This window comes from Micromonospora maritima (assembly GCF_902825405.1).
Classification (GTDB): Bacteria; Actinomycetota; Actinomycetes; order Mycobacteriales; family Micromonosporaceae; genus Micromonospora; species Micromonospora maritima.
The window spans coordinates 1-12,209 of sequence record NZ_CADEAU010000010.1 but is presented as its reverse complement, the minus strand read 5'-3'; the positions used below and the strand labels follow the sequence as shown (position 1 = coordinate 12,209).

14 protein-coding genes are annotated in these 12,209 nt (G+C 74.2%); 5 read left to right on the top strand and 9 right to left on the bottom strand.

Annotated elements, in window-relative coordinates; genetic code table 11:
* Positions 1-6 precede the first annotated feature (6 nt).
* Complete coding sequence (locus HUW36_RS02925; RefSeq protein WP_174526655.1) at positions 7-672, bottom strand: HAD family hydrolase; 666 nt, start codon at positions 670-672, stop codon at positions 7-9.
* 130 nt (positions 673-802) lie between these two features.
* On the opposite strand from HUW36_RS02925, the gene HUW36_RS02920 reads away from it, so the two are divergent.
* On the top strand, positions 803-1,387 hold the full coding sequence (locus HUW36_RS02920; RefSeq protein WP_174526654.1) for a carboxymuconolactone decarboxylase family protein: 585 nt from the start codon (positions 803-805) through the stop codon (positions 1,385-1,387).
* 7 nt (positions 1,388-1,394) lie between these two features.
* On the opposite strand, the gene HUW36_RS02915 is transcribed toward HUW36_RS02920, so the two are convergent.
* The 3 genes from HUW36_RS02915 to HUW36_RS02905 form a co-directional block, all read right to left on the bottom strand.
* Entirely contained in the window at positions 1,395-2,648 is a 1,254-nt protein-coding gene (locus HUW36_RS02915) for an MFS transporter (protein ID WP_246247820.1), read from the bottom strand.
* Between the two features lie 91 nt (positions 2,649-2,739).
* Positions 2,740-4,011 carry a hypothetical protein gene (locus HUW36_RS02910; RefSeq protein WP_174526653.1) on the bottom strand — a complete coding sequence of 424 codons (1,272 nt, stop codon included), beginning with the start codon at positions 4,009-4,011 and terminating at the stop codon, positions 2,740-2,742.
* A gap of 158 nt (positions 4,012-4,169) precedes the next feature.
* Positions 4,170-4,688 carry a hypothetical protein gene (locus tag HUW36_RS02905; protein WP_174526652.1) on the bottom strand — a complete coding sequence of 173 codons (519 nt, stop codon included), beginning with the start codon at positions 4,686-4,688 and terminating at the stop codon, positions 4,170-4,172.
* A gap of 42 nt (positions 4,689-4,730) precedes the next feature.
* On the opposite strand from HUW36_RS02905, the gene HUW36_RS02900 reads away from it, so the two are divergent.
* On the top strand, positions 4,731-5,681 hold the full coding sequence (locus HUW36_RS02900) for a LysR family transcriptional regulator (protein ID WP_174526651.1): 951 nt from the start codon (positions 4,731-4,733) through the stop codon (positions 5,679-5,681).
* Here HUW36_RS02900 and HUW36_RS02895 read toward each other — a convergent pair.
* Positions 5,656-6,615 carry an aminoglycoside phosphotransferase family protein gene (locus HUW36_RS02895; protein WP_246247818.1) on the bottom strand — a complete coding sequence of 320 codons (960 nt, stop codon included), beginning with the start codon at positions 6,613-6,615 and terminating at the stop codon, positions 5,656-5,658. The genes HUW36_RS02900 and HUW36_RS02895 overlap by 26 nt on opposite strands.
* Before the next feature lie 22 nt (positions 6,616-6,637).
* Here HUW36_RS02895 and HUW36_RS02890 point away from each other — a divergent pair, with 22 nt between their 5' ends.
* Complete coding sequence (locus tag HUW36_RS02890; RefSeq protein ID WP_174526650.1) at positions 6,638-7,588, top strand: hypothetical protein; 951 nt, start codon at positions 6,638-6,640, stop codon at positions 7,586-7,588.
* Positions 7,589-7,606: 18 nt separating this feature from the next.
* Here HUW36_RS02890 and HUW36_RS02885 read toward each other — a convergent pair whose 3' ends face one another.
* On the bottom strand, positions 7,607-8,380 hold the full coding sequence (locus HUW36_RS02885; protein ID WP_174526649.1) for a class I SAM-dependent methyltransferase: 774 nt from the start codon (positions 8,378-8,380) through the stop codon (positions 7,607-7,609).
* A 40-nt stretch (positions 8,381-8,420) separates the two neighbouring features.
* On the opposite strand from HUW36_RS02885, the gene HUW36_RS02880 reads away from it, so the two are divergent.
* Both HUW36_RS02880 and HUW36_RS02875 read left to right on the top strand, forming a co-directional pair.
* A complete protein-coding gene (locus HUW36_RS02880; protein WP_174526648.1) occupies positions 8,421-9,059 on the top strand; it encodes a class I SAM-dependent DNA methyltransferase in 639 nt (212 codons plus the stop codon).
* Positions 9,060-9,100: 41 nt separating this feature from the next.
* Complete coding sequence (locus tag HUW36_RS02875; RefSeq protein WP_174526647.1) at positions 9,101-9,589, top strand: hypothetical protein; 489 nt, start codon at positions 9,101-9,103, stop codon at positions 9,587-9,589.
* A 7-nt stretch (positions 9,590-9,596) separates the two neighbouring features.
* Here HUW36_RS02875 and HUW36_RS02870 read toward each other — a convergent pair whose 3' ends face one another.
* From HUW36_RS02870 to HUW36_RS02860, 3 genes are all read right to left on the bottom strand, one after another.
* Positions 9,597-10,685 carry a winged helix DNA-binding domain-containing protein gene (locus HUW36_RS02870; RefSeq protein WP_174526646.1) on the bottom strand — a complete coding sequence of 363 codons (1,089 nt, stop codon included), beginning with the start codon at positions 10,683-10,685 and terminating at the stop codon, positions 9,597-9,599.
* 62 nt (positions 10,686-10,747) lie between these two features.
* Positions 10,748-10,975, bottom strand: coding sequence for a hypothetical protein (locus tag HUW36_RS02865; protein WP_174526645.1), 228 nt, complete (start codon positions 10,973-10,975; stop codon positions 10,748-10,750).
* 118 nt (positions 10,976-11,093) lie between these two features.
* Positions 11,094-12,209: AMP-binding protein (locus HUW36_RS02860; RefSeq protein WP_174526644.1), on the bottom strand; the 1,116-nt coding region annotated here is incomplete at its 5' end.

Sequence of the window (12,209 nt, the reverse complement as noted above, 5' to 3'; positions counted from 1 at the left end):
GTGCAATCAACGAATCGGCTCACCCGCCGCGTTGTGCGCGGCCACCAGGGCCGGGAGTTCGGCGAGCGAACCGATGCGGAACAGGCACCGCTGCGCCACGTCGGGCATGTCGAGGATGTGTCCCCACGGGCCGCGCCGGATCAGGCACGCCGGCATGCCGGCCGCCATGGCCGGACGGGCGTCGTTGTCGGGCCGGTCGCCGACGTACAGGATGGACGACGCGTCGCCGCCGCCGGCTTCGACGACCCGGGTGAAGAACTCCGGTGCCGGCTTGTCCACGCCCCACCCGTGCGACGTGCCGATGACGTCCACCGGCAGGTCGAGGGCGCGCAGACCGGCCTCGGCGTGGGCCGGCTGGTTGCCGGCCAGCCCCAGGTGCAGGCCCTGCTCCGCCAGGGCGGTCAGGCACGCGCGGGCGTCGGGATAGAGATCCTCCTCGCCGAACGACTCCGGCACCCCGGCGGCCACCCGACGGTCGAGTTCGGCCGTGAGGTCGAAATCGGGCCGGAACACCCGGAACACCTCCTGGTAGCCCAGGCCCCGGGCGATCACCGCGCCGAACACCGCCGAGAACGTGTGCCGGGGCACGCCCAGCCAGTCCGCCCAGTCGGCGAACTCGCGGGACTCGTCGAGGATCGTCCCGCCGACATCGAAGAAGACCGACTTGATCATTTCGTTCCCCCGTCCCGGTCGGACCGTGGGTGGATCATAGACGCGGATCAGCGCGAGGGTCCCGAGCCGGTCGCGCGAACTGTCGCCCATCGGTCTCCGGGTGGCCGGGAAACTCCGGCACACTGCCTCCATGAGTCGCCCGACCTTCCTTCCCGACCCGCCCCCGGGTCCGGCCGTCACCGCCGCCTACGACGAGGACGTCGCCTCCGACGGCTACGTGAACAACCTCACCCGCGTCTGGTGCTGGCGTCCGGACGTGTCCGCGTCGTTCCAGGCGGTCCGCGCCGAGCTGCTGGGCGACTCGAGCCTCTCGGCGCGGGAGGTGGCCGTGCTGGTGGCCGCCACCGCGGCCGCCCGGGGCGACGCCTACTGCGCCCTGGCGTGGGGTGCCCGGCTGGCCGACCTCAGCGACGAGGCGACCGCCGCGGACGTGCTGGGGGGCGCCGACGGCGAGCTGTCCGGCCGCGAGGCCGCCCTGGCCGGATGGGCTCGTCAGGTCGTCCGGGACCCCAACGCCACCACCGAGGACGACGTGCGGGGCCTGCGCGACGCCGGGCTCAGCGACCGGGAGGTCTTCGAGGCCACCACCCTGATCGCCTTCCGGCTGGCGTTCTCCACGGTCAACGACGCCCTCGGCGCCCGGCCGGACCGGCAGCTCGCGGAGCGGGTGCCCCCGCTCGTGCGGGACGCCGTCACCTTCGGCCGCCCGGCCTAGGCAGGGGTCAGCGCGGCGCACCGACAGCTCGCCGACCCTCGGACGCCACGCCGGACCCGGGCCGGCGCCACGCTTCCGGCCGGGGCAGCAGGAGCGGCGTGGCGAGCAGGAGGACCCCGGAGGCGGTGATCGCGGCGAGCGGCCCGACCACCGTCGCCAGGACGCCCCAGAGCAGCGTCAGGACGGCCTGCGTGAGCCGGCTGCCGACGCTCCACGCGGTGAGCACCTGGGCGGTGTGGTCCGGGGGAGTGCGGCGCAGCCGTTCGGTGGCGTGGACCGGGTTGAACACGCCCATGCAGGTGATCAGCAGGGCCTCGACGACGATGACGGTGAGCAGCCCGGGAACGCCGGGACCGACGAACGCGAGACCGAGTGGGAAGACCGCGCGCAGCCAGCCGGACACGGCCAGCACCCGGTACCGGCCGTGCCGCCGGACCAGGCGCGCGGACAGACGGGCACCCACCAGACCGCCGAGCGCCGGGACGCCGAAGGCCAACCCGTACTGCCACGGCGGGAGGTGGTAGTCGCCCAACAGCAGGACGGCCAGCAGCGGCGCGGTGGCCATGATCAGGCCACCGACCAGCACCGAGTTGAGGAACAGCCGCCGCAGCACGGGCTCCTGGCCGATGAACCGCCAGCCCCGCGCCAGGTCCGCTCCGGTCGGCCGGGCGCCCGGGGCGCGGGGCGCGGCCACGTCGTCGCCCCGGATCCGGCGGACCGCGAGCGCGGACAACAGGTAGCTCGACGCGTCGGCAGTGACGGTCACGACCGGACCGAGCAGCCCGACGAGCGCGCCGCCCAGCGGCGGGCCGACCGCCGTCGACACCCAGCTCGTACCCTCGAACCGCGCGTTCGCCACGAGCAGGCGCCCGCCCGGAACGAGATGCTTCAGGTACGCCCCGGACGCCGCGCCGAACGCGATGCCCGCCGCGCCGCAGACGACCGCGACGGCCAGCAGTTGGCCGTAGGACAAAACCCCGAGCAGGTACGCGACCGGGACGCTCGCCATGGCCAGGAAGCGGGCCAGGTCGGTGGCGACCATCACCTGCCGCTTGGGCCGGTGCGCCACCCACGGCCCGAGCGGGACCGCCGCGACCGCCGCGACGGCCGTGCCGGCCGCCTCCAGCAGCGACACCGCGAACGCCGACGAGTGCAGCACCTGCACCGCGAGCAGCGGAAACGCCCCGAACGCGAGCCACGTGCCGTACGTGCTGACCGCGTACGACGTCCACAGCCAGCCGAAGCCCGATCCGAGTCTCACCGGCGCATCACACCGGCCGCCCGGGTGGCGGATCAAACAACCGGCGATCGGCGAGCCACAACCATCGGTGGCGACGCGCCGGGCGGGCGTCTCAGGGGCGGTTGAACGTCCGCGTCAGGGCCGCCGCGACGGCGGTGAACAAGATCCAGCCCATGGCTGTCAGGGCGTACGCCAGCCACTGTGCCGGGCCGCCGATCCCGAACGCCCGTTCCTGACCGAAGTCGACGATGGGGATGAGCAGATCCAGGGTGTAGACCGCCGGTTGGAAGGCCGTGGCGCCGGACGCGGTCCAGGGTGGGTGCAGGCTGAACACGGTGGTGCCGAGGGCGGTCAGCACGAGCAGCCACAGCACCGCCCGCCCCGGCCGGTACCCGTATCCGACCAGCGCGTCCTGCAGCAGACCCCAGGCCGCACCCGGCGGGGAGAGACGGCGCCGGCGCCGGCGTTGCTTGACCAGCAACACCGTGCGGGCTTCGAACTCGTGCCCGATCTGCCGGTAGACCGTGGCCAGCTGCTCGTACGGCTGCGGTCGGTAGCCGCTCGGGTCGCGGTCCAGCCAGTGCAGCCTCTCCCGGGCCGTCCCGACCGGCTCCAGCGCGGTGTACCTGGCGCCGTCGAGCCGCAGCTCGGACGGCCAGCGGTCCGGATCGTCGCGAACCACCTCGACCCGGCTGTGCCGCAGGTCCACCGTGCCGTCCGTGCGCTCCGCCGACAGGGTCAGCTGCCCGGCCCGCAGCCCCCAGGCGTCGAGAGCCACTCCGCCGGCGTTCAGCAGCACGGCGTCGGTGAGGTCGACCTCGCCGACGACCTGGGCGCCACGCAGCCGCAGCTCGCCCTCCACCCGCAACCCTTGTCGGGCGTGCACCGTGCCGCCCACGCGCATACCGCCCAGTTCGAGGTTTCCGGCAGCGACCGTCCCCTGCAGGTAGAGGTGCCGCCCCACCTGGACCGCGTCACCGAACACCGCCGCCGTCCGAACGCCGAAGAGTTCCTCCGCGCGGCCGTCGGCGGTCAACCGGGCCCAGTCGAGGTCCAGATCGCCGCTGACGTGCACGCCGTAGACCACGAGCGCCCCGGTGACCGTGCACTTCACCAGGCTGAGGGTGCCCTGGACGGTCGCTCCGAAGGCGTCGAGACCGGGCAGGGTGCTGCCCTCGAAGGAAACACCGCGCAACTGCGCGAACGACAGTTCCGGCACCGCGTCGAAGGTGCAGTCCACGAACTCGATCGCGTGCTCGACCTCGGCCTGGTAGAGGTCGAGCACGCCGACGACGTCGACGCCGTGCAGGTGCAGCGCCGCTCGATGGCCCGGATCCGCGGAGCGGGCCCCGAGGAGCAGCGACCGGATCACCGCGGCGCGCACGACCTCCCTGGAATCGCCGCCCGACGCCACTGTCGCGCCGCGGGGAAAGGCGTCCCACAGCCGCTGCTCCGCCGGGGACAACGCACCGACTTCAGGAACCATTTTCGAGACCTTGCCGTGCGGACGACGGTCGGGCAAGACCGGTGACCGACCTCGGATCACTCAGGTCTGCCGCGCCGGACGACTGCGACGCCTGCGGCTTCCGCGCACGGCCACAGGTCCAGGTGGTAGTTGACGTGCGGACCCGGCTCGATCGGGTGCGCCCGGATCGGCGCGGCGGGCGGGCCCGACGGCAGGTGCGAGACCCGGATCCGGTACCGCCCGACCGGGACCTCGACACGATGCTGCGGCCCGGGACGCTCCATGCATCCGAAGACGTGCACGACGCCGCTCGGCACGGCGAGATCCGCCTCCACCACGTGCTCGGCATCAGCCCACAACGGCGGGCAGGCGTGGTGCACCTGTAGGGCCGTCTCGACGTGGTCGCTACGGGCCGTGCCGACCGCGATCGAACAGGGGCCGTCCACGCCGATGCGCCACACCTCGACCGCCTCGTCCGACCACGCCTCCGGCCAGTCGTAGTCGTCGTCCTCCTCCGCAGCGATCTGCCCGTCGACGTCCTGGACGTAGAACTGGGCATGATCGGCGAAGACGACGGCGCGGCGTACCTGATCCACCGCCGAAGCCTATTCCGACGAGGACGCGCCTAGGGTGGGCCGGTGGACACCGAGGCAGTGCGATCGTTCGTCCGGGCGGCCGAGCTCGGGCAGCTGCGACACGCCGCCGACGAGCTGGGCGTGACCCCGCAGGCGGTCTCCAAGCGCGTCGCCGCTCTGGAGCGCGAACTGAAGGTCCGCCTGTTCACCCGTACCGCGCGGGGGGTCGACCTGACCCTCGACGGCCGGGCGTTCCTCCCGTACGCCCGGGGTCTGGTGGTGAGCGCGGACCGCGCGGTGGCCGCGGTCCGGCCGGCGTCGCGGGCCCCGCGCGTCGACGTGCTCGGGCTGCGCAGCGCGCAGGCCGTGGTCCTGCACGACTACTGGCGGGCGCACCCCGGCACCGCCCTCGACGTGGTGACCCTCCGCGTCGACGACCCGCGCCAGGTGGCCGCCGCCGTCCAGGCGGGCGACGTCGACGCCGCGTTCCGCACCGTCACCGACCCGGCCGACCTGCCGCCCGACGTCCGGATGGTCCACGCGTTCGACTCGGAGTTGCAGCTGCTCGTCGGCCCCCGGCACCCGCTCGCGTCCGCCCGCGCGGTCACCCCGCCCCAGCTGCGCGGACATCTCATCCGGGTGCCCGGCATCGTGCCCCGCAGCGAGTGGTCGGAGTTCTACGACCAGCTGGTCACCGCGTTCGACCTGCGCATCGACGCCACCGGCCCGAACTTCGGCGACGAGGTCCTCCTCGACGCCATCGCCGGCTCCGCCGACGTGGCCACCCTGGTCGGCGCACGCGACCGCTACGTCTGGCCGGCGCGCCACGACCTGCGGCGCATCCCGATCGTGGACCCGACCCCGGCATACCCGATCTCGCTCCTGCTGCCCCGGACCAACCCGCATCCGGGGTTGCGGGCGATCCTCGACCACGTCACGGCCCTGCCGCCGGCGCCCGCGCCGGCGTGGCGGCCCGCCTGGCCCCGGTTCAGCGCGGCGGCGGGTCGGCGGTGATCCGGTCCAGCGTGCGCCGGCCCGTGCGGCTCATCACCCGGTTGGACTCCCGGTAGTACCAGACCAGCCCCATGGCCTGCTGGAACGCCCAGGCTCGGCCCCGTTCCCACTCCAGGTCGTCGCAGCCGAGCCGCCGCCGCAGCGCGCGGCGCGGGCCGGCCTCCAGCAGGTGCCAGGCACCGACCAGGTCGAGCGCCGGATCGGCCGGCCCCAGCCCGCCCACGTCGAGCACCCCGGCCAGCCGCCCGTCGGCGACCAGGACGTTGCCCGGGATCAGGTCGCCGTGGGTCATCCGGTCCGGCGTGCCGCCCCGGGGCAGCTCCCGCATCGCCGCCCAGCACCGCCGCAGCAGCGGCACGTCCAGCAACGCCTCGCTGTGCCGGAAGCAGGTCTCCATCCACTCGTCGTGCGCGGGCAGGGCGCCGCCGCGGCCCGGGCCGTCGAACGTCCGCCCCCGGGTGTCGATCGCCCGCACCCCGTCGACGAACTCGGCCAGGTCGTCGGCGAAGGCGTACGAGTCACCCGGGTCCTGCGCGGTCGCCACCGCACCGGGCAGCCAGGTCTGCACCGCCCAGGGCAGCGGATAACCGGCGCCGGGTGCGCCGAGCGCTACCGGCTCCGGGGTCGGGAAGCGGGTCTGCCCCAGCAGCTCCCGGGCCGCGTCCGCCTCGCGTTCCAGGCAGCGCCGCGCGACCTCGGGCTCCTGCGGTTGCAGCGGGAACCGCGCGGTGAGGCGCTCGCCCAGACGGAAGACGGCGTTGACCGTGCCGTCCGAGGCCACCGGGCGGACGGGCAGGTCGCGCCAGGCGGGGAACTGCGCGTCGACCAGGTCGCGAACGGTGGCGGCGGTGACGGCGAGCTGTCCGTCGTGCATCGGCATGCCGGGCAGCCTGTCCGTCGCGGCGAGCGCCCGCAACAGGATTGTCCGTCGCACCCGCTCTCTATGATCGTCGACCGTGACCCGCACCACGCCGCCGCGACCTGTCGACGTCGCGGCGCTCTTCCCCGAACTGGCCGCCCACTCGGCCACGGCCACCCGGCTGCACCCCCGTCCGGGCCGCCCGACGGTCGCCGACAGTTCGGTGGGCGGGCCGCTGCTCTGGCCGGCGCACGAGGCGTGGCCGGTGTGCGACGACGGCGACGCGCACTACGTCTTCCAACTCCGGACCCCGGCGTCGGTGCACCGTGACCGGGCGATCCTCGCCGCCGACGAGGTGACCGACGAGCAGCGGGCGCAGCTGTCGCCCCTGGGCTTCTCCGAGCCCCACCACCTGGTGGACCAGCCGATACCGATGGTCCCGGTGGCCCAACTGCACCGTCGGGACGTCCCCGACTTCGTCGGGCCCGACGACACGGACGTGATGCAGGTCCTGTGGTGCCCGCTGGACCACCCAGAGCTGGGCCACAACCCGAGGGTACGGCTGTACTGGCGGCGCGCCGACGACGTGACCGAGCCCCTGGCGACCGCCCCCGAACCGCCCGTGGTCAGCGCCTCCTACCTGCCCACGCCCTGCGTGCTGCATCCGGAGCGAATCCGCGAGTACCAGTACGGCGGGCTGCTGCCCGAGGACCTGGACGCCCGGATCGGGGACTGGGAGGGGGAGGACGAGGACACCTACCAGACGGACCTGTCGCTGGCCCCGGGTTGGAAGGTCGGCGGCTTCGCGAACTGGTCGCTGACCGACCCCCACCCGGTGGACTGCGCCGAGTGCGGCACCCCGATGAGGCTGCTGTTCACCGCCGACTCCTCCGAGTGGTACGGGACGGAGGGCAGTTGGCGGCCGGTGGAGGACCCGCCCGGAGCGTCGGCCCGACCCACGGAGGTGACGATCGGGCGGGGCTACTCCCTCTACGTCTTCCGCTGCCCGACGTCCTTCGACCACCCGCCCGCCACCGCCATGCAGTGACCGTCCGCCGGGAACGGGTCAGGACGCGGCGTCCGACCGCCGGCGGGCGAGGTGGACGGTGACGTCGGTGGTGACCTCGACCCTGCCGGGCAGCACCTCCCGGATCCGTCGGAGGACCTGCTCCCGTCGATGCGCCGGCAGTTCCAGGTAGGCCGAGACGGTCGACAACAGGCAGAGGTAGTCACCCGCGGTCATCGTGACGCGGCGCGCGATCTCGGACTGCCGGACGTCGCCGAACCGCGCGTCCCGGCGCAGCTCGGTGCCCGGCCACCGCATCGCGTGCGTCTCGGGCGTGCCGTCCGGGGAGGGGATCTCGTCGCTGTCGAGGAACGGCGCCCGGGCCCGCCGCACCGACTCCTGCACCGCCGGGTCGCGCAGCCGCAGCGGCCCACCGAACGAGGCGAACACGCCGCCGGGCGTCAGGAGCGCGGCCACCCGGTCCCACCGGCCCTCGGGGCGCGTCCAGTGCAGCGCCGCCGCCGCGTAGACCAGGTCGTAGGCCTCGTCCGTCGGCAGCTCCTCGAACGCGGCCCGTACGGTCCGCACCTGCGCCGGTACGTGCGTGCGCAGCTCGGCCAGCATGGCGGCGTCCGGGTCGCTGGCGGTGACCGTGCGGCCCGGCCCGGCGAACAGGCGCGTGGCCTTGCCCGTCCCGGCCCCGATCTCCAGCGCGGTCCGCAGCGGCCGGTCCGCGTACGCCAGCACCAGGTCGACGAGTTCCGGCGGATAGCCGGGCCGGAACCGTTCGTAGGCCTGCGCCGCCGCCCCGAAGCTCCGCGCGCGATCGGACATGCCGATCATCCTCACACGAGCGCGGGCTATGGTGCCGGACATGTCTGCTGCCGGATGGCTCGACGACACCCGCACCTCCTACGACACGGTGGCGGCCAGCTACGCCGACCTGCTGCGCGACGCCCTCGCCGGGGAACCGTTCCAGCGCGGCGTCCTCGGGTTGTTCGCCGAACTGGTGCGGGCACAGGGGAGCGGGCCGGTCGCCGACGTGGGCTGCGGACCGGGCCGGATCACCGCCCACCTGAGCGGTCTCGGCCTGGACGCGTTCGGTGTCGACCTGTCACCCGCGATGATCGAGGTGGCCCGACGGGACCACCCGGGCCTGCGCTTCGAGGTGGGCTCGATGACGCGCCTCGACCTCGCCGACGCGTCGCTGGCCGGTCTGCTCGCCTGGTTCTCGCTGATCCACGTGCCGGACGAGGACGTACCCGGGGTGCTCGCCGGGTTCCACCGGGTGCTGCGCCCCGGCGGGGTCGTCCTGCTCGGGTTCTTCGCCGGCGAGGGCAGCCGGCTCAAGACCCAGGGGTACGGCGGACACCCGATGCGCGTCCACGTGCACCGCCGCCCGCCGGAGCGGGTCGCGGCCTGGCTGGACGCCGCCGGCTTCACCGTCGACGCCGAGATGACCCACCGTCCCGCCCCGGATGTCGAGGGCGGGTTCGTGTTCGCCCACCGGTAAGGCCGGTAGCGTGCGCGGAGCGGTTGGTAGCCTCCCGCGTCGTGGCACGACGATTCGGTACGCGGAGCACGTTCGCGGTGGAAATCGGCCCGGCGCACCTGCCCGACCTTCGCGTCGTCGACCTGTGGGCGGCGGACACGCTGCTGACCACCGAGGACAACGTGGCGTTCGTGCCGGCGTTCTGCCGCCTGCTGCGCGGCACGGCGGAGCAGGTACGCCGACGGGCGATCCCGCCGTGCCCGTTCCCGGGACGCCCGGCCGAGGAGGTCTTCCGCCTGCTGGCGGAAGACCGGACCGAGTTCCGCGAGCGGTACTGGTTCCTGCGGTGGGGTGAGACGGTCGACAACGTGTCGAGCTACGCCTACCTCGACGACGCTCTGGTGCTCGTCTTCGCGTTCTGGCGATCCGACCCTGCCGGGCGCGAGGACCGGGGTCGGGTCTTCTCCGCCACCATCTGTCCGGACGAGTTCACCGCCACCCTCGACGGTGCGCTCGACCTGCTGAAGGCGGAGGCGGCCGGACGCCGCTGACCGCCGGTCAGCCGCCGAGGTCCACGCCCGCGAGCGACACCGACCGGTACGCCGCGAGGCGCTCGGCCTGCTCGACGACGGCGCGCCGCCGGCTGTCGGGAAGCTTGCGCCAGGTCTCGACGGACACCCGGAACGTCCGGCCGGACTTGCGGGGACGCCAGGTGCCGACCAGCTCGCCGTCGACCAGGACGGCACCGGGGCGGCCCAGCACCGGCCACAACTCCTTGGCCCGCGCCGCGTCGGGCACCAGGGTCGGCCGGTCCTTCGCCTGCAGGAACAGGTCGAACGGCCCGAGCAGGCGGGTCGCGCTCACGTCGGCCGAGGTCAGCGCCGCCTCGTCGGCGGCCAGGAGCCACCGCTTCTCACCGTCTACCGAGACCTCGACCGCGTCCTGCGGCCAGCGTGCCTTCACGTCCTTGACCGGGGCGTCGAGGTAGTCGGCCACGTGCTTGGGCGTGGCCGGGCCGAGCAGCCGCAGGTAGGCGCGGACGAGGTCGAACCGCTCGCCCGGGTCGCGGGGCGTGAGGTCGGGGATGCGTTCCAGGACCGGCGGCGACGTGTCCAGCCGCAGCTCCAGCCCGGCCCGGACGGCGGCCAGCCGGAACGGCATCTCGTAGAGGTGGGTGGCGTCGCACGGGCGGCAGAATCGCAGGTAGGGCTCGGGCAGCAGCCCGGCCAGCCGGCCGGAGACCTCGCCCTTGACGGTGGGTGCGGTGACGACCTCCCGCATCCGCGCGGCGACCTCGTCGAGCGCGGCCAGGTTGCCGATGCCGGCCGCCTTCAGCGGCTTGGACGCGTCGTAGATGCGCTTGCCCGCGTCGGCGTCGGAGAACGGCTCGACCGCCGCCGCCACCGCGCCGACGTCGGCGCGACGGTAGAGGTGGGGAGCGCCGCGCACGGTCCAGAGCAGGACCAGATCGTCGGCCGACAGCGCGCTCACCTCGACCCCGCGCAGGGCCAGCGCCCACCGCCCGCCGTCGGGGCCGGTGTCCTGCACGCCGAGGTCGAGCACGGCGGTGTCGGCGAGCGCGCCCCGCGCCCGGTCGAGCTGCTGGGCACGGACACGGAAGCTCATCACCTGACGCCGGTCGACCATCGGACCAGCCTAGGCGGCGACACCGACACTTTCCGCGCGTCGCGGCCGGCGTGCTGCCGCCGTCAGCGCGCGCCGCGCGGCACGGATGCCGGGCGGGCCGCGCGGCCGCCGTCACCCGACCGCTTGAGCAGGAACACTCCGCCGGCGAGGAACACGGCGCTGAGCACGATGCCGACGAGATTGCCGTCGGCGAGGCTGGAGAAGGCACCGAGGATGCCCAGGATGACCGCCACCCCACCGACGAGCCGCATGACGTAGCGGCCGACCGAACGAGCACGAGAATCCACCATGGACCCTCGGCTACCCCGCTCGCCACCACCGCAAACGGCGTCGCCCGGGCGAGCAGGCCGAGCATCCGGTCGAGCGGCGGGGTCGGGTTGGCGACAACGGTACTGGGAGGGCGCCGGGTCAGCCGTCGGCGAGGAGCTGGTCGCGGACCTCGCGACGCAGGATCTTGCCGATCTGCGAGCGGGGCAGGTCCTCGACCACCACGACCCGGCGGGGCACCTTGTACCCGGCCAGGTGGGTGCGGCACGCGGTCCGGATCGCCTCCGGGGTGCCGCCCACGGCGGCGTCGAGCACCACCGCCGCGACGACCTCCTCGCCGTCGGCGGTGGGCAGACCCACGGCGGCGGCCTCGCGGACGCCGGGAATGCGGCGCAACGCCTCCTCCACCTCGGACGGGTAGACGTTGAAGCCACCGGTGATGATCAGTTCCTTGATCCGGTCGACCACGGTGACGAAGCCGTCGGCGTCCATGGTGACGATGTCGCCGGTGCGCAGCCACCCGCCGGGCAGCAGCACCTTCGCCGTCTCCTCGGGCCGGTTCCAGTAGCCGGCGAACACCTGCGGCCCGCGTACCAGCAGTTCCCCGGCCTCGCCGGGGGCCCGGTCGCGGCCCGGTTCCTCGGGGTCGACGATGCGGACGTCGGTGGAGGGGAACGGCACCCCGACCGTGCCCGGGCGGCGGGTCGGCGCGACCGGGTTGCCCAGCGTGATCGGGGACGTCTCGGTCATCCCGTAGCCCTCGACCAGCAGGCCGCCGGTCACCTGATCCCACAGGTCCACGGTGGCCGGTGGCAGCGCCATCGCGCCGGAGATGGCGTACCGGATCGAGGTGAGGTCGACGCCGCGCTCGCGGGCGGCGGTGGCCAGCCGGGCGTAGACCGGTGGCACGGCGGGCAGGAACGTCGGCGGGCGGCGGCGGGCCGCGTCGAGCACCTGGTCGGCGTCGAAGCGGGGGAACAGCACGAGCGTCGCCCCGATGCCGACGGCGAAGGTGAGGCAGAGCGTCAGGCCGTAGGCGTGGAACAGCGGCAGCACCGCGTACACGGTCTCCGCGCCGTCGCGCAGGCCGGGTACCCAGGCCCGGCCCTGTGCGGCGTTGGCGCGCAGGTTGCGGTGGGTCAGCACGGCGCCCTTGGGCACGCCCGTGGTGCCGCCGGTGTACTGGAGCAGCGCCACGTCGCCGGACTCCGGGCCGGGGTGCGCGGGCGGCAGCGGCTCGGCGGCGGCGACCAGGTC